Source organism: Buchnera aphidicola str. Sg (Schizaphis graminum), assembly GCF_000007365.1.
Lineage (GTDB): Bacteria > Pseudomonadota > Gammaproteobacteria > Enterobacterales > Enterobacteriaceae > Buchnera > Buchnera aphidicola.
This window is the reverse complement of record NC_004061.1, coordinates 285,848-304,140: the sequence shown is the minus strand read 5'-3', so window position 1 is coordinate 304,140 and position 18,293 is coordinate 285,848. Positions and strand designations below refer to the sequence as shown.

Here is an 18,293-nt window from a genome sequence, read left to right as displayed (position 1 = left end):
CATATTGGAAATCAACGAAAAATGACTTTACTTAATCCTTATTTTGGCAAATTTGGAGGTATGTATGTTCCTCAAATATTAATGCCAGCTTTATATCAATTAGAAAAAAATTTTGTTGACGCAAAAAAAGATTCAAATTTTCAAAAAAGTTTTTTTAACTATTTAAAGAATTATGCTGGAAGACCAACTCCGCTCACTTTATGTAATAATTTAACTAATGGTACAAAAACACGTATTTATCTTAAAAGAGAAGACCTATTACATGGAGGAGCTCATAAAACTAATCAGGTATTAGGACAAGCAATGTTAGCAGTAAAAATGAAAAAAAAAGAAATAATTGCTGAAACTGGTGCTGGTCAACATGGTGTTGCTGCTGCTATTGCTTCTGCATTATTTAATTTAAAATGTAAAATTTATATGGGTTACAAAGATATAAAAAGACAAAGTCCGAATGTTTTTCGTATGAAATTAATGGGAGCAGAAGTCGTATCAGTAGAAAGTGGATCAGGAACATTAAAAGATGCATGCAATGAAGCTTTACGTGATTGGTCTAGAAATTATCAAAAATCACATTATATGATTGGTACTGCTGCAGGTCCACATCCCTATCCCACAATTGTAAAAGAATTTCAAAAAATGATTGGAGAAGAGGCAAAAAAACAAATTCTAGAACAAGAAAATAGATTACCAGATGCAATAATTGCTTGTGTAGGTGGTGGGTCTAATGCAATTGGTATTTTTTCTGACTTTATAGATGAAGACGTGAATTTAATTGGTGTGGAACCAGCTGGTCAGGGTATAGAAACAGGAAAACATGGAGCACCATTAAATCATGGTAGAACAGGTATTTATTTTGGAATGAAATCACATTTAATGCAAAGTCAAGAAGGTCAAATAGAAAAATCTTGGTCTATTTCTGCTGGTTTAGATTTTCCTTCTGTTGGTCCTGAACATTCTTGGTTAAATAGTATTCATCGTGCTAAATATGTATCCATTACTGATATAGAAGCTTTAGAAGCTTTCCAAATTTTATCTAAAAAAGAAGGTATTATTCCTGCACTAGAGTCTTCTCATGCATTAGCTTATGCATTAAAATTAATGTATCTAGATCCTAAAAAAGAACAAGTATTTATTGTGAATCTTTCTGGACGTGGAGACAAAGATATATTTACAGTTCGTGAGATTTTAAAAAAAACGGAAAAAAAACATGAGTCGTTATAAAAAAATGTTTCAAAAATTATCTTTTCTTAAAGAAGGATGTTTTGTACCTTTCGTAGTGATAGGAGATCCTTCTTTAGAAATGTCATTAAAAATTATTGAAACACTGATTGAAAATGGAGCAGATGCTTTAGAATTAGGAATTCCATTTTCAGATCCATTAGCAGATGGTCCTATTATTCAAAAAGCAAGTCTGCGTGCATTATATAAAAAAAACACTTTTTTACAATGTTTTGAACTCATTGAGAATATACGTAATAAGTATTTGCATTTACCTATTGGTATCTTATTATATGCCAATTTAGTATACAATTACGGTATTAAAAACTTCTATTATCAATGTTTTCGATCTGGTTTGGATTCTGTATTAATAGCAGATATACCTATAGAAGAATATGAACCTTTTTACAAGATAGCAAATCAATATAATATTAATTCTATTTTTATATGTCCTCCTGATGCAGACGATTCACTTTTATCTAAAATTTCTTTATATGCAAAGGGATATATTTATTTATTATCTCGTCCAGGAGTAACTGGGATAGAAAAAAAAACAATATCATTGTCAAATATATTTATAGAAAAAATAAAAAAATATAATTCTCTTCCACTACTACAAGGATTTGGAATTGAAAACCCTACACAAATTCAAAAATCGATTTTATCTGGTACTAATGGTGTAATATGTGGTTCAGCAATTATCGATATAATCGAAAAAAATTTAAACAAAGAAAAAAAAATGATAAATGAGATAAAAAATTTTACTAGTAAATTAAAAAAAGCTACTAAATTCGTACAATCTTAGTTTATAAAAACTTAAATTTTATCTATCTTTAATAAATTTATTGAAAAAAATTTTATCTAAAAAAATGTGTATAATCTTTAAATTTTATACAATTTTTATTAAGGAATATACATGTCTATAACAATACGTGAATTGTGTAATGATACGTATCATTTCGTATCTAAAGAAATAAAAATTATTATTTTTATATCTGTATTAGCTGCTTTTATAAGTATTTTAATAAACGTTCTTATCAAACCTAATATACATATTATTTCTATAATAGAAAACAAAAAATTTCTAAGTTCTCATTCGATCTTTGATTTAATTAATAGTATGAGTATATATGAAAAAAAAGAATTACTTAAATATTCAATATTCAAAATATTTGAATTTTTGATAAGTAAAACTTTTTTGTTAGGTAGTATAATTACTTTAATTACACATTTATCTAATCATAAAAAGGAATCAATTCAGTTTTCACTGAACTCCTTATGTAAATTTTTACCGAGTTTATTTATATTAAATTTTATCACAACTTTTTTTATTCAAATAGGTTTTATGTTTTTTATTTTTCCAGGTATATTTTTATCAGTTCTACTTGCGTTATCACCTATTATTTTATCGTTTAAAAAAAACAATTTAATAGATTGTATACGTCTTAGTATTTCTATTTCCTGTAAACATTTAAATATTGTTGGAACCAGTGTTTTATTTTGGATGTGTGTTAAATTTATTTTAACAACAGTATTTTCTAATACTTATATAATAAGTAAGAATTTTATTTTTTTAATCTTGAATATTAATATGAATATATTTTTTTCAATCTTAATTGTATATTTATTTCGTTTTTATATGCTTTTTTTGCGTTCTTAAATAATTAAATATTTTTTAGGTTTTTAATATGAAAAAAATACTAAATTTATTACCGATATTTACTTTCTTCATATTTTATAGATTTTATGATATTTTTATAGCATCGAAATCTTTAATTTTTATATCAGGTTTAACTTGTTTACTTTATTGGATTATTTATAAAGAAATAGATAAAATTAATTTATTTAGTTTTATTACAATTGCTATTTTTGGTTCTTTAACAATAATCTTTCATAACAGTCAATTTATTAAATGGAAAATAACAATAATTTATATGATATTTTCTGTAATATTATTTATTAGTCAATTTTTCATGAAAAAACCTATAATACAAAGATTTTTAGAAAAAGATATAAAAATTTCTGATTTGTATTGGAAAAAAATTAATTTTTTTTGGGCATTGTTTTTTTTATTTTGCAGTATCTTAAATATTTATGTAGCACTTTGTTTACCAGAAAAAATTTGGGTAAATTTTAAAGTCTTTGGACTTTCATTTTTAATGTTTCTTTCAATTTTAATTACAAGTATTTATATAAATTTCAAAATGTTAAAAGAAAAATAAATTGCATGTTATTTCAATATAATAGAGTGAAAATTTTAATAATGCCAAAAAAAAACAAATTACCACAAGGAACAATAGTTTTAAAAACACTTACAATGCGTTCAGATACAAACGCTAATGGTGATATCTTTGGAGGGTGGATTATGTCACAAATGGATATGGGTGGCGCAATATTAGCGAAGGAAATAGCTGGTGGAAGAGTAGTAACAGTACAAGTAAATGGTATAACTTTTTTTAAGCCTGTATCTGTTGGCGATATTGTAAGTTGTTACGCACATTGTATTAAAACTGGAAACAGTTCTATTACTATCAATCTAGAGGTATGGATTAAAAAAATTTATTCTAAACCTCTAGGTCAATTTTATTGTGCTGCAGAGGCTATATTTATATATGTAGCAATTGATGAAACAGGAAAACCTCGAGAATTATTACCTATGAGTATTATTTAAAATAAAAATTTTAAAAAATTAAAAACATTTTTATATTTTCTACTACTAGAAACAAATTTTCAGCATAATTTAATAAAAAATTTTAAAAAATAAGACTCAACACTTTAAAATTCAATAACATGCATTATAAATGCAACAAGTTATTTACCTTGTGTTTAAAGTGTTGAATTCATTAATTTTAATATGCACATTTTTATTTTAAATACTAAATTATTACTTTTTTATTTTGAAAAATTTTATAGAACATTAATATTTATTAAACAGACTATTAGTTAATTTTTCATATTTAAATAGTTAAAAAATATTTAATTTAATATAAAATAATTTTATAAAAAGGTATGAATAGGACCTTCAAATGAATGGATATTTTCTATGATTTAATAAAATGGCTAGTTGTCTTAATATACTGGTTATTAATTGCTAATATTACCTATCGTATTTTAATTAAACGTCGTAGTATACCCTCCTCCATGTCTTGGCTTTTGACTATTTATATAATTCCATTTATAGGAATAGCTATTTGGTTTTTCTTTGGCGAATTGTATTTAGGAAAAAGACAAAAGAAAATAGCAAAAAAAATTTGGTCTATATCTAATACATATCTTAATAAACTTAAATCTTATAAATATATATTTCAAATAAAAAATAGTGAAGTAGCTACTTCTTTATTTCAATTGTGCAAGCATCGGCAAGGAATTTATGGTATTAAAAATAATAAAATAACTCTTTTAACTAACACTCAAAATACTATTGAAGTTTTAATACGCGACATTTATTCAGCTCGTAACAATATTGAAATGGTATTTTATATTTGGAAACCAGGAGGTATTGCTGATGATGTAGCCATGGCTTTAATAGATTCCGCTAAACGTGGAGTACACTGTAGGCTTATGTTAGATTCAGCAGGAAGTGTAGAATTTTTTAGAAGTCCTTGGTTTGACATTATGAAAAAATCTGGAATCGAAATTGTAGAAGCATTAAAAGTTAGTTTAATAAGAATTTTTTTGAGGCGTTTAGATGTAAGACAACACAGAAAAATTATACTAATTGATAATTATATTTCTTATTCTGGAAGTATGAATCTTGTAGATCCATACTTATTTAAACAATCCTCAGGTGTAGGTCAATGGATTGATTTAATGACAAGAATAGAAGGTCCTGTAGCTACAGCTATAGGTATAATTTATTCATGTGATTGGGAAATTGAAACAGGTTTTAAAATTTTACCTAAATTACCAAATAAAGAAATGCTAAAAAAAAAATGCAACCAAAACTCTAGTATTCAAGTAATTGCATCAGGTCCAGGATTTCCTAAAAATGTAATTCATCAAGCGTTATTAACTGCTATTTATTCAGCACGAAATGAATTAATTATGACAACTCCATATCTTGTACCTAGTGATGATTTACTACATGCTATTTGTACTGCTGCTCAAAGAGGTGTAAAAGTTAGCATTATCATACCTTTGTACCATGATTCTATTTTAGTTAAATGGGCAAGTAGAGTATTTTTTAGTGAATTATTAGAAGCAGGAGTAAAAATATATCAATTTAAAAAAGGATTATTACATAGTAAGAGTATACTAATTGATCAACAACTTAGTTTGATTGGTACTGTAAATTTAGACATGAGAAGCTTATGGTTAAATTTCGAAATTACCTTAGTAATTGACGATAGGAAATTTAGCCATCATTTATCTGCTATACAAAAAGAATATATTGATAATTCTCGATTATTAGATAAAAATACTTGGTCTATGCGCGCATATTGGACTAGAATTTTAGAAAAAATTTTTTATTTTTTAAGTCCGTTATTATAATTTAAAAAAAACTTTTAGGGGGTTCATTAAAAAACCCCTGATATTTAAAAAAAAATAAAAAATATTTAAAACTCTTCATACTGCATAAATGAAAATTTTTAAAAAACATATACGTAATAATGACATACTATATAAAAATATTTCATGAATTAAAAAAATAAATTACATATATATTTTTAAAAAATTTTATTTAAATAGTAAATGACCCATTTTTTCAGCTTTAGTTTTTAAATAATGAGCATTTTTATCATTTTTCTCTACAATAATAGGAATTCTTTCTACAATTTCTATTCCAGATGCTATAAGCATATCAACTTTAAATGGATTATTTGTTAATAAACGAATTTTTTTTATATTTAAAATATTAAAAATATCAGCACACAATGAAAAATCTCTCTCATCTGCAGAAAAACCAAGTTTTTGATTAGCTTCAACAGTATCTAAACCCTTGTCTTGTAAAGAATATGCTTTAATTTTATTTAAAAGACCAATATTTCTTCCTTCTTGACGATGATATATTAATATACCATTTCCTTCCGATGCAATTCTACTCATTGCCATTTCTAATTGAATACCGCAGTCACATCTTAAACTAAAGAAAGCATCTCCTGTTAAACATTCAGAATGTATTCTTGCAAGAATAGGAATATTTTTTTTTATCTTTCCATATACAAGAGCAATATGATTTTTTCCATTCTTTTTCTCTTCAAAACCAAAGATCAAAAAATCCCCCCAAGGCGTTGGTAAAATAGCTTTTTCTATTTGAATTAATTGCATAAATTCTCCTATTTTTACTAAATTTAATTATTTAAAAAAATAATTAACAATTTATCTTAGAAAGATATATCTTAAAATATTATTACAAAATTATTTTATGTAAATATTTATTTATCTAAAAATATTATCGCATAGATTCTATTATAAGATTTAATTTTTTAATTGGGTTTTTTGAAGTGGTAATAGAACGTCCTATAACTATGTAATCTATTTGAAATTCTTTTGCTTCTTTTGGAGTAATAATATGCTTTTGATCAAATGAAGAATCACTGGACAATCTAATACCTGGAGTGATAATTTTATATTTATCTCCATATAATGATTTTATTTTTTTCGCTTGGTTTCCTGGACAGACAATTCCATCTAAACCACAATCATTAGATAACTTTGACAATATTAAAATATAGTCCTTTAATGATATTTTAATTCCAATTTCTTTTAAATCTTTTTCTTTTAAACTAGTCAACATAGTGACAGCAATTAATAAAGGAGGTTTTTTAAAAGATTTTAACGCTTTCTTTGCTGAAAGAAGCATATTTTTACCACCAGATGCATGAACACTTAACATCCATATTCCTAAATCTGCAGCTGCTTTTGTAGCATTAAATACAGTATTTGGAATATCATGAAATTTTAAATCAAGAAATACATTAAAGCCTAACTTATGCAGTTCTTTTACAAATTTAAAACCCAAAATTGTAAACATTTCCTTACCAATTTTTAAATAAAAAACAGAAGGATCAAGAAGATCTACTAATGTCATAGCTTCTTTCTTATTGTAAAAATCTAAAGCAATAATAATTTTTGGAATATTGTAATTGTTAGTGTATAACACTATTTAACCTCTATTAGAAATAGTTTTATATATTTTCAATATATAAAGATGCTAATTAAATAATATTTAAAACATTTATTTAAAATAAAAAAAATTAAATTTTTTTAATCAATTTATTTGCTTGAAAACTAGCATGATACGATGAACGTACAAAAGGTCCGCAGAATGCATTAGTAAAACCGATAGATAATGCTTCTTTTTTTATATTTTTGAATTCTGAAAGTGGTATATAACGTTGTACTGGAATGTGATTAATACTAGGTTGCAGATACTGTCCTACTGTTAACAATGTAACACCATTTGAATACAGATCTTTCATTACTTGAATTATTTCTGTATCTTTTTCTCCTAAACCTAACATTAAACCTGATTTTGTAGGAATATTAGAATATTTTTTTTTAAAGGATTCTAATAGAAACAACGATTTTTTATAATCAGCTCCAGGACGTACTTTTTTATAAAGACGAGGAACATTTTCTACATTATGATTAAACACATCAGGCAATCCTGAATTAAAAATTTTTAAAATTAATTCTACTCTTCCCCTAAAGTCAGGAACTAATATTTCAATTTTAACTTTATTTTTTTTTCTAATTGATTTAATACAATTAACAAAATGTTGCGCTCCTCCGTCATACAAATCATCTCTTACAACTGAAGTGATTACTACATAATCAATACCCATATCAAATATAGTTTTTGCTAAATTATTTGGTTCTTCGACATTTAGAGAATTAGGTTTGCCATGAGATACAGCACAAAATGGACAATTACGAGTACATCTTGATCCAAGAATCATAAACGTTGCAGTTCCGCGATTAAAACATTCTGGTAGATTTGGACAATTAGCTTCTTCACAAACAGAATGTAAATTGTTTTTACGTAAAGCACTTTTTATTTCACGAATACGAAACGTATCGACAGGTATTTTAATTTTTATCCAATCAGGTTTATTAAGTTTTATTATTTTTTTAGAAAAACTTTCAGTAGTAATAACATTTATTATGTTATTTTTTTTTATTGTTTTGAACAAAGAATCTTTTTTTTTATTCATAAAATAAATTGTCTCGATCAGAAATTTTAATTTACATAGTAATTATTAACTTAACAGGTAATTATTTGATACAATGTTATATTCTTAATAAGAATAAAATTTTTTTCTAAAAATTGTATTTTTCATTTAATAGAAAATTTTTCAATGATTGAAACATTTAGTAACTGAGATAGCTTTTTAATTAAAATCACACGAATATCGTTTAGTGTTAAAAAAGAGTTAAATTCTTTAACCTGTGTCATTTTGATGTTAATATCACCACAAGGATAAATATAATTAAATGGCGTTAAATCCATATCAACATTTAATGACAAACCATGTAATGTAAATCCTTTTTTTACTCTTAATCCTAAAGAAGATATTTTTTTATTATTTACATAAACTCCAGGAGAATTTTTTTTAATATGTGATTTAATAGAAAAATAATTTAAAGTTTCTATTATTAAATTTTGCATTATATTTATAAGATCACGAATAGTAATTTTTCGACGTTTTAAATCAATTAAAAAATACAATATTTGTTGTCCAGGGCCATGATATGTAATTTGACCACCTCTATCTGTAGAGACTATTGGAATATCATGAAGAATATCATTATTATATGTAATTGTATTTATTTTTTGTAATAGACCTTGAGTAAAAATTGGATAATGTTCTAAAAACCAAATTTCGTCATATGTATTAATATTGCGTACTTCTGTAAAAGCATGCATTTTATTAAACATATCAATCCAATGTTTTAAACCGAAATTTTGAAACAAAATAATTCTATTATTCAATGAGAAAAATCCAATTTTATATTTGATCGATACTATATTTAATCTACACTTAACGAAAATACTAATTTTGATAAATTATTAATGTAGTAATGCAGAAAAAATAGATTTTATTCCAATACTAAGGAATTCGATTCCTAAAGACATCAGTAACAAACCCATAATACGTGTAATAATATTAATACCTGTTTTTCCTAATATTTCAACTACACATGGAGCGGCTCGAAAACATAACCAACAAACAAAAGCAAATAAAAAAATAGCTATACTACAACCTAAAAAATCAGACCAAGTAGAATAATACGTACTCCAAACAATAGTTGAACTGATTGCTCCCGGTCCTGCAATTAATGGCATAGCTAACGGTACAACACTTATATTTTCTTGATTTTTTTCTTTACTTGTTTTATTATTTTTTGTAAATTTTCCACTAATCATAGAAAAAGCAATACTAATAATTAGTATTCCTCCTGCAATACGAAATGAATTAATAGATATGCCAAAAGCGTTTAAAATACTATTACCTGCAAAAAGAGATATTAATAAAATTATAAAAGCAGAAAAATTAGCAACTAAATTAGTTTTTTTTCGTTCTAAATGAGATTGATGATTAGTCATAGTTGTAAATATAGGAATCATTCCAATTGGATTCACTAAAGCACATAAACTTACAAAAAATTTTATATATATAGAAAAATCAAACATTGAAATATGCATATTATACTCTTAATTTATATTGAATTTTTACAATTATATTGAAATCATTAAAAATGATAATATTTAATGATCAATTCGAGCAATAATACTACGTGTTTGCAATCGAATTTCTGACAAAACAACTGTTATTAAATCAGATATCTTGTAATATAAAACACCTTTAATAAAGACTTTTCCTGTTTCTTGATTAAAAACTAGTTCTTCTCGAATAGGATGTAAAAATAAAGCAGGAATGAATACATTTGCACCATTTTCTAATAATTTAGCTCTTATTCCACTTCTTGAAACATCTATAATTTCAGCATTAAATTTTTTATTCTTAAATTCTTTTTTTTGTAAAAGTAAGGTATAAAGCCAATCTGAAATATCTCGTTCTGCAATTCTATTGCGACGTTTCTGTTCACTAATTTTTAGTTTTATATCTTCACTAGGTTTAGTAATATTTGTATCTTGATTGATAATAGATTTTAACAAACGGTGATTGATCATATCACTGTATTTTCGAATAGGAGAGGTCCAAGTAGCATATTCTACAAGACCTAAAGCGAAATGAGGACTCGGAGTAATGCTAAAATCTCCGAAAGACTGATAACGACGAATACGACTATTAATATAATTATCAGATAATATATTTAAGACACGCCTAAGATTGCAAAATCCCTTCAAAGTAGTAATTTCTTTTACAGTGAATTTTAAATTATAATTGTTTAAAAAGGAAACAACATTTTCAGCATTAATAGGATCAAAACCAGCATGTGTATTATATATTCCAAATCCAAGATTTTTTGATAGAAAGTTGGCAGCAGATATGTTTGCTATTATCATTGATTCTTCAATAATTTTATGTGCAATGCGTCTTTTTTCTATAACAACATCTTCTACAATTCCAGTTTCAGAAAATTGAAATCTATATTCTAAACTATCTTGAAATAGTACAGCGTTTGACGTTCTCCATTTTATACGTAATAAGCACAAACGATGTAAAAGTAATATTTGATTTTCAATTGATTTTGTTTCTGGTTTCCATGAACTTTTTTTTTCAATCCAATCTGATACATTATCATAAGATAATTTTGATTTTGATTTAATCCATGCTAAAAAAAAATTAATTTTACTACAAATGTTTCCATCTTTTAAAATTGTGATACAACATGCTAATACCGGACGACGTTCATGAGGATTTAAAGAACATATATCTTCTGATAAACTTCGAGGTAACATAGGAACATTAAAACCTGGTAAATAATTTGTAAATCCTCTTTTCGCAGCAGTTATATCTAATTTACTACCACTCTTTATATAAGACGTAGGATCTGCAATAGCTACGATTAAACGAAGATTACCATTATGAATTTCTTCAATAAAAAGAGCGTCGTCAATATCTTTTGTATTAAAATTATCTATTGTAATAAAATTAAGATGTGTTAAATCTTCTCTATGAGAATTATTTTTTAAAATAAGATCATCTTTTTCTATTTTAGGTTCTTTTCTTTCAAGATTATGACGTGATAAAGTTACCCACCATGGTATTAATGGATTATTTGCTTTAACTATTTCTTCAATTAATTCAGCATAAAATATATGGTTTCCATTAAGTTTGTGTTGAATTAATTTTGCTACAGCCCAGTCTCCTGTCTGAAAAACATGGACACAACTTTTTTTAGGTCGACATGCTATAAAATCTTTTAAAAATGGATAATCAGGAAAAATAAATAGTTTGTTATCTTTCTTTTCGATTTTTCCTACAAATCGATTTAAAAAAGGTTCAATCAATTTTTCAGGTTCAGCTATTTCACGATCTTTTTCTATTTTTAATACAGCTGATATTTTATCTCCATGCATAACATTTTTCATATTTTTAGGAGGTATAAAATAACTTTTTTGAGCATCAACTTCTAAAAATCCAAATCCTCTTTCAGTGCTTTTTACTATTCCCTCAACCCGTGGTGTTTTAGCATGTAGATTTTTTTTTAATTGTGCAAGTAATGGATTGTTTTGGAACATAATGATACTACCTAATTATTATAGTAGAAAATAATTAATAATTTTAATATATAACTTATTTTCAAAATATCATAGATAAATTTTACTAAAATTTTTAATGAAAATTAATATTATATTTATCAAATTACTTTAAAGTTAAATTTCAGATTAGTAACTGAAAAAAACATATTTAAAAAATTTTATTTACATGAATTTAAATTATAGAATTTATTCCATTTAAATTAAAACCGTGATCAACATTAATAATTGAACCAGTAATTCCAATAGATAAATCCGAACATAAAAAGGCTGCAACATTTCCTATTTCTTCACTGGATACATGATTTTTTGTTAATGAAAATAACTTATGTATTTTTTGTATTTTGTTAAAGTTTTTAATTTGATAAGAAGATGTAGTTTTAATAGGTCCAGAAGAAATAGCATTCACTCTAATATTATTTTTACCAAGTGAATTAGCCATGTAACGAACATTAGCTTCTAAAGAAGATTTTGCTAAACCCATCATATTATAATTAGATACTATTTTTTGTGAACCTAGATAAGATAATGTTACTAGAGAGGAAAATTTATTCAGCATATTTTTACATTCTCTCGCCATACTTAAAAAACTATATGAACTAATTTCATGACATATATTGAATGATTTTCTACTGCTGCTTTCAACGAAATCTTCATGCATTTGCTTTTTAGGACAATAAGCAATAGAATGAACTAATCCATCAAAATTATTCCAAACTTTTTTTATATTAAAAAATAGTTCTTTAATATTTTCATCGTGAGATACATCACAAAAGAAAATAGTATTGTAATTAATTGATTTAATTAAATATTTTATTTTATTAATTATTTTTTTGTTTTGACACACAAAAATTAATTCTGCTTCTTGTTTATACATTGATTTTGCAATACCAAATGCAATTGATTTTTCATTTAAGATACCAGTAATTAAAATTTTTTTACCTTTTAAAATTCCCATTTTAAAATTCCAAATATATACTTGATATATAAAAAATATTTTATATTTTACACTCAAAAATGACAAAAAATATTTAAATTACATTATAAATTTTTATGACTTTTTCTAAATATTGTGAAGCCTGTATTGAAGGGTGTTTTTTTACATACTTAAAAAATGTTTTTACTGTCATAGAATTAATTTTTTTTATTGCTTCATCTCTATTTTTAGAAAATATTTTTAATAATGCATGTGCTCCATTAACATATGAAACGATGGTTGCACATCTCATTATTTCTTTATTTTTTATACCTAATAAATTTTTTTTTTGCAATAAATTTAGATAAGAAGTACCAATGTTAATATTTACTTTAGGATTGTATAACTCTCTGACAGAAGGTTGACCTTTTTTTCCATTTAATCGATATATTTCTAAACCTGCTGCAGAAGGTTTTATTTGCATCAAACCAATTGCATTTGATCTACTTTTCGCATAAGGGTTACCAGAAGATTCAACATAAATGATAGATTTAATTAGTTTTTCTTCAACATTATATTTATATGATGCTTTTTTAATAAGAAAATTCCAGTTATGAATAGTATGTTCTATGTTTTTTTTATTTAAAGAAGAATAATTATTTATTGTTTTTTTTTTATATCTGAATAATTATTACATCCCATTAGCAGTATAATAGAAAGAATTAGTATTTCTAACATCGCTGGAAAAAATTCCTTAAAATTGAAAGATAAATATGCATACTAGTATACTTTTATTTTATTTCATCAATAATTTGGCTAGCTGCACCAATATAATTAGATGGAGATATCTTTTTTAAACGTTCTTTTTCTATTTTTGGAATATTTAATTTGTCAATAAATTTATGTATATCAACTTTTTCTATTTTTTTCCCTCTAGTTAATTTTTTTAATTTTTCATATGCATTTTCGATTGTATAGCGACGCATAACAGTTTGAATTGCTTCCGATAAAACAGACCAATTATTATCTAAATTTTTCAACAACTGTGATGTATTAATTGTTAATTTATTTGTCCCCAACAAAACTGAATTATATGCAATTATAGAATAGGCAAATACTACTCCTATATTTCTTAAAACAGTAGAATCACTTAAATCACGCTGCCATCTAGAAATCGGTAATTTATTTATCATATGATTCATTAAAGCATTAGATAATCCTAAATTACCTTCAGAATTTTCAAAATCGATAGGATTAATTTTATGAGGCATTATGGAAGAACCTATTTCTTGATCTATTAACTTTTGTTTGAAATAATTAAGAGAAATATATCCCCAAATATCGCGATTAGAATCAATTAAAATATTATTAAAAAGAGATACACATCCAAACAATTCTGCAATATAATCATGTGGTTCTATTTGTGTAGTATATGGATTCCAAAAAATTCCAAGTGATGTTATAAATTCTTTGCTGACTGCATGCCAATTAACTTTCGGATACGCTACTAAATGTGCGTTATAGTTTCCAGTAGTACCATTTATTTTTCCTAATATTTCTATTTTTTTTAATTTGTGATATTGACGTTGCATACGATAGTAAAAATTAACCATTTCCTTTCCCATAGTAGATGGCGTAGCCGGTTGACCATGAGTTAAAGATAGTAATGAATTGTTTCTATATTGGAAAGAAGCGTTTTTTAAAAAATTAATTATTTTTTTCCATAATGGTAAAATAATTTCATCACGAGCATTCTTGATCATTAAAGCGTATGCTATGTTATTTATATCTTCTGAAGTGCATAAAAAATGTACAAATTCTAAAAATGGAGATAATTTTTTTGATTGAGAAAGTTTTTTTCTTAAAAAATATTCTAACGCTTTTACATCATGATTAGTTTCTTTTTCTATATTTTTAACAGATATTGCATCTTCTTCATTAAATGTCTCAAAAATGTTATCAAGAAATAATATATCTGTTTTTTCTACTTTTTTGATCTCTAATATTTGATGCATATTAATTAATTTTTTTAACCATTGAATTTCTACGTAAAGACGGTATTTCAAAAAACCAAACTCACTAAAAATATTTCGTAATAACTTAGTAGAATTAGAATATCGACCATCAATTGGAGAAATAGCTGTTAATGAATTTAATTCCATATTTTATATTCTCACGCTGTAAAGATAAAAATATTAAAAATATTTTCGAATTTTCTATTATACAATATTTTTCTTTAAATTTTATTAAAAGTAATTATCTAAATACAAGATTAAAATAATTATTTTTATTTTTTAAAAGAAATTATAAATCATAACAATGGTAATCTTGATTGTATAACTCCTCCACCTAAACATATTTTTGATGAATAAAAAACTATTGATTGTCCAGGTGTGACAGAAGAAACAGGAGAATCAAATAATACCTTAATAAGAAAATCATTTATATATTTTATATTACAAAAAATATCAATTTGACGATATCTTATTTTAGCTTGACATGAAAAAGGGAAAATTATTTTATCATCATTAATCCAATTAATTTTTTCAGCTATTAAACCTATAGACATTAATCTTTTATTACAAGAACCTTGAGCAATAATTAATGTATTATTTATAATGTTTTTTTCAATTACATACCATGGTATATTATAATTTCCTTTAATTCCACCAATTCCTAAACCTTTACGTTGACCCAATGTGTAACAAAATAAACCATTATGTTTGCCAACAATTGTACCTTCAGTTGTAATAATATCTCCCTTTTCTGCTTTAATATAACGATTTAAAAAATTATTTATTTTTTTAGGGCCAATAAAACAAATTCCAGTAGAATCTTTTTTTTCAGCAACTTTTAAACCAATTTTTTTGGCAATGATTCTAACTTGACTTTTTTTTAATCCTCCAATAGGAAATAAAATATTTTTTAGCTGTATACCTTTTAAGGTATATAAAAAATAACTTTGATCTTTATTAAGATCTACTGCCTTTAAAAGAAAATATTTTCCATTTTTTTTTTTAATCTGAGCATAATGACCGGTAGCAATGTAATCTGATTGAAGCTCTTGAATCGCATAATTAAAAAATATTTTAAACTTGATTTCTTTATTACATAATATATCAGGATTTGGAGTTTTTCCCTTTTTATGTTCATTCAAAAAATTTTCAAATACTTTTTCCCAGTATTCTTTAGAAAAGTTGACTTTATGTAAATGAATATTTAATTTTTTACATACTTCTTCTGCATCAGATAAATCCTTAGCGGCATTACAGTATTCTTTTTCATCATCTTCTTCCCAATTTTTCATAAATAAACCTTCTACTTGATAGTTTTCATTTTTTAAAAACCAAGCAGAAACTGATGAATCTACACCTCCAGACATAGCAATAATTACTTTTTTATTTTTTTTTATCATAAATAATTAGATCTTACATTGTTTTAAAAGATATTAAATTTAATATTTTTTTTGAAATAAAAAATTATTTTTTAATATTGCAAAATTTTTTAAATTTTTTATATCTAAAATATCTTAAGTAGTCAAATTTATATTATATTCAAATGAATATAAGAAATATATTAAATATTTATACTTTTAAAAAATATTAATATAAAATAAATTTTGAATATACCTTTTAACTACACAATTTAAATAAATTAATTTTAAAATGGTCAAAAAAATGAAAAATATAAGAAACTTTTCTATTATCGCTCATATTGATCATGGAAAATCAACTTTATCAGATCGTTTGATTCAAAAATGCGGTGGACTTTCTGAAAGAGAAATGTCTGATCAAGTTTTAGATTCTATGGATTTAGAAAAAGAAAGAGGTATAACAATTAAAGCACAAAGTGTAATGATTGATTATAAAGATAAAAATGGCAATGTTTTTCATTTAAATTTTATTGATACACCTGGTCATGTAAATTTTTCATACGAAGTTTCTAGATCATTAGCAGCGTGTGAGGGGGCGTTATTAGTTGTTGATTCAAGTCAAGGGGTAGAAGCACAAACATTAGCCAATTGTGCAACCGCTTTAGAAATGAAACTATCAATAGTTCCAGTATTAAATAAAATAGATTTACCTAATTCAAATCCTGAAAAGGTAGCGAGAGAAATTAAAGAAATTATTGGTATTTCTGCATTAGATGCAATTAGATGTTCAGCTAAAACTGGTCAAGGAATAGAAGAATTAATAGAACAAATCATTAAAAAAATTCCAGCGCCTGATGGTGATGAAAAAAAACCATTACAAGCACTTATTATCGATTCTTGGTTTGATAATTATCTAGGTGTAGTATCTTTAATAAGAATTAAAAATGGAATAATTTCAAAAAAAGATAAGATTAAAGTGATGAGTACAGGAAAAACATATTTTGTTGATCATTTAGGTATATTCACGCCTAAAAAAATAAATAAAAACTATTTAAAATGCGGCGAAGTAGGTTGGATTGTTTGTGGCATTAAAAACATTTCTGCCGCTCCAGTTGGAGATACATTAACTAATGCCAAAAATCCAGCAATGAATATGCTAACAGGTTTTAAAAAAATTAAACCTCAGATTTATGCTGGTTTATTTCCTGTTACATCAGATCAATATGAAATTTTCAGAGATGCTTTAGGAAAACTAAGTTTAAATGACTCTTCATTATTTTATGAACCAATAAATTCAACTGCTCTTGGTTTTGGATTTCGATGTGGTTTTTTAGGTTTACTACATATGGAAATTGTCCAAGCACGTTTAGAACGAGAATATTCTCTTAATCTAATTTCAACAGCTCCGAATGTAATTTATCAAATAGAATTCAATAATGGTGAAAAAATTTATTTAGATACTCCTTCAAATTTTCCTGTTGACAATAAAATAAGAAAAATTAAAGAACCCATTGTTGAATGTAATATTCTATTACCACCTAAATTTCTCGGTCCAGTCATGAAATTATGTATAAAAAAAAGAGGAACAGAAATTAATATGATTTATCATGAACAGCAAGTATCTTTGAAATATCATATTCCAATGAATGAAGTTGTTTTGAATTTTTTTGATGAATTAAAGTCAGTTTCAAGTGGATATGCTTCATTAGAATATGATTTTAAATATTTTAAAACTGTTAAAATGGTTAGAATAGACATTCTAATCAATTCAGAAAGAGTAGATGCACTGACAGTAATTTCTTATTATAAGAATGCTCAAAATCGTGCTCGTGAAATAGTTAATAAAATGAAAGAATTAATACCCCGTCATCAATTTGATATTAATATTCAAGCAACAATTAACAATTCTATTGTTGCTAGATCAACGATTAAGCAATTAAGAAAAAATGTGTTAGCAAAGTGTTATGGAGGTGATATTAGTAGAAAAAAGAAACTATTGAAAAAACAAAAAGATGGTAAGAAAAGAATGAAAAAAATAGGAAACGTCAATATGCCAAAAACAGCTTTTCTTGACATTTTAAATATCCATAAGGATTAAAACATAAGGAGAAATA

Annotated in this window: 17 protein-coding genes; 7 read left to right on the top strand and 10 right to left on the bottom strand. The window is 24.9% G+C overall.

What is annotated here, in order from left to right; translation table 11 throughout:
• Positions 1-21: 21 nt before the first annotated feature.
• From trpB to cls, 6 genes are all read left to right on the top strand, one after another.
• Positions 22-1,221 carry a tryptophan synthase subunit beta gene (trpB, locus tag BUSG_RS01410; RefSeq protein WP_011053792.1) on the top strand — a complete coding sequence of 400 codons (1,200 nt, stop codon included), beginning with the start codon at positions 22-24 and terminating at the stop codon, positions 1,219-1,221.
• Positions 1,208-2,023 carry a tryptophan synthase subunit alpha gene (gene trpA / locus BUSG_RS01405; protein ID WP_011053791.1) on the top strand — a complete coding sequence of 272 codons (816 nt, stop codon included), beginning with the start codon at positions 1,208-1,210 and terminating at the stop codon, positions 2,021-2,023. Before trpB ends, trpA begins: the two co-directional genes overlap by 14 nt.
• Before the next feature lie 111 nt (positions 2,024-2,134).
• Entirely contained in the window at positions 2,135-2,878 is a 744-nt protein-coding gene (locus BUSG_RS01400; protein WP_011053790.1) for a YciC family protein, read from the top strand.
• A 28-nt stretch (positions 2,879-2,906) separates the two neighbouring features.
• Positions 2,907-3,440, top strand: a complete 534-nt coding sequence (locus BUSG_RS01395) for a septation protein A (protein ID WP_011053789.1) — start codon at positions 2,907-2,909, stop codon at positions 3,438-3,440.
• 41 nt (positions 3,441-3,481) lie between these two features.
• Positions 3,482-3,889 (top strand): acyl-CoA thioester hydrolase YciA, encoded by a 408-nt coding sequence (yciA, locus tag BUSG_RS01390; RefSeq protein ID WP_011053788.1) that lies wholly within the window; start codon positions 3,482-3,484, stop codon positions 3,887-3,889.
• 359 nt (positions 3,890-4,248) lie between these two features.
• Positions 4,249-5,709, top strand: coding sequence for a cardiolipin synthase (cls, locus tag BUSG_RS01385; RefSeq protein WP_011053787.1), 1,461 nt, complete (start codon positions 4,249-4,251; stop codon positions 5,707-5,709).
• Positions 5,710-5,895: 186 nt separating this feature from the next.
• Here the strand turns inward: cls and ribA are convergent, their stop codons facing one another.
• From ribA to mnmA, 10 genes are all read right to left on the bottom strand, one after another.
• Positions 5,896-6,486, bottom strand: coding sequence for a GTP cyclohydrolase II (gene ribA, locus BUSG_RS01380; RefSeq protein WP_011053786.1), 591 nt, complete (start codon positions 6,484-6,486; stop codon positions 5,896-5,898).
• 124 nt (positions 6,487-6,610) lie between these two features.
• Positions 6,611-7,321 (bottom strand): orotidine-5'-phosphate decarboxylase, encoded by a 711-nt coding sequence (pyrF, locus tag BUSG_RS01375; RefSeq protein WP_011053785.1) that lies wholly within the window; start codon positions 7,319-7,321, stop codon positions 6,611-6,613.
• Between the two features lie 94 nt (positions 7,322-7,415).
• The gene (lipA, locus tag BUSG_RS01370) at positions 7,416-8,327 is read right to left on the bottom strand and encodes a lipoyl synthase (RefSeq protein WP_315968474.1); all 912 of its coding nucleotides are present in this window, start codon (positions 8,325-8,327) and stop codon (positions 7,416-7,418) included.
• Positions 8,328-8,497: 170 nt separating this feature from the next.
• Positions 8,498-9,154: a lipoyl(octanoyl) transferase LipB gene (gene lipB, locus BUSG_RS01365; RefSeq protein ID WP_011053783.1), complete on the bottom strand. Its 657-nt coding sequence runs from the start codon at positions 9,152-9,154 to the stop codon at positions 8,498-8,500.
• A 78-nt stretch (positions 9,155-9,232) separates the two neighbouring features.
• Positions 9,233-9,868: a YchE family NAAT transporter gene (locus BUSG_RS01360; RefSeq protein ID WP_011053782.1), complete on the bottom strand. Its 636-nt coding sequence runs from the start codon at positions 9,866-9,868 to the stop codon at positions 9,233-9,235.
• A gap of 63 nt (positions 9,869-9,931) precedes the next feature.
• Complete coding sequence (gene rnb / locus BUSG_RS01355) at positions 9,932-11,872, bottom strand: exoribonuclease II (RefSeq protein WP_011053781.1); 1,941 nt, start codon at positions 11,870-11,872, stop codon at positions 9,932-9,934.
• A 193-nt stretch (positions 11,873-12,065) separates the two neighbouring features.
• On the bottom strand, positions 12,066-12,848 hold the full coding sequence (locus BUSG_RS01350) for an enoyl-ACP reductase (protein WP_011053780.1): 783 nt from the start codon (positions 12,846-12,848) through the stop codon (positions 12,066-12,068).
• A 73-nt stretch (positions 12,849-12,921) separates the two neighbouring features.
• On the bottom strand, positions 12,922-13,350 hold the full coding sequence (locus BUSG_RS01345; protein WP_234414137.1) for a transglycosylase SLT domain-containing protein: 429 nt from the start codon (positions 13,348-13,350) through the stop codon (positions 12,922-12,924).
• Positions 13,351-13,597: 247 nt separating this feature from the next.
• Positions 13,598-14,968: an adenylosuccinate lyase gene (purB, locus tag BUSG_RS01340; RefSeq protein WP_011053779.1), complete on the bottom strand. Its 1,371-nt coding sequence runs from the start codon at positions 14,966-14,968 to the stop codon at positions 13,598-13,600.
• A gap of 149 nt (positions 14,969-15,117) precedes the next feature.
• Positions 15,118-16,221 (bottom strand): tRNA 2-thiouridine(34) synthase MnmA, encoded by a 1,104-nt coding sequence (gene mnmA, locus BUSG_RS01335; protein ID WP_011053778.1) that lies wholly within the window; start codon positions 16,219-16,221, stop codon positions 15,118-15,120.
• 262 nt (positions 16,222-16,483) lie between these two features.
• Here mnmA and lepA point away from each other — a divergent pair, with 262 nt between their 5' ends.
• Entirely contained in the window at positions 16,484-18,277 is a 1,794-nt protein-coding gene (gene lepA / locus BUSG_RS01330) for a translation elongation factor 4 (protein ID WP_044006049.1), read from the top strand.
• Positions 18,278-18,293 lie beyond the last annotated feature (16 nt).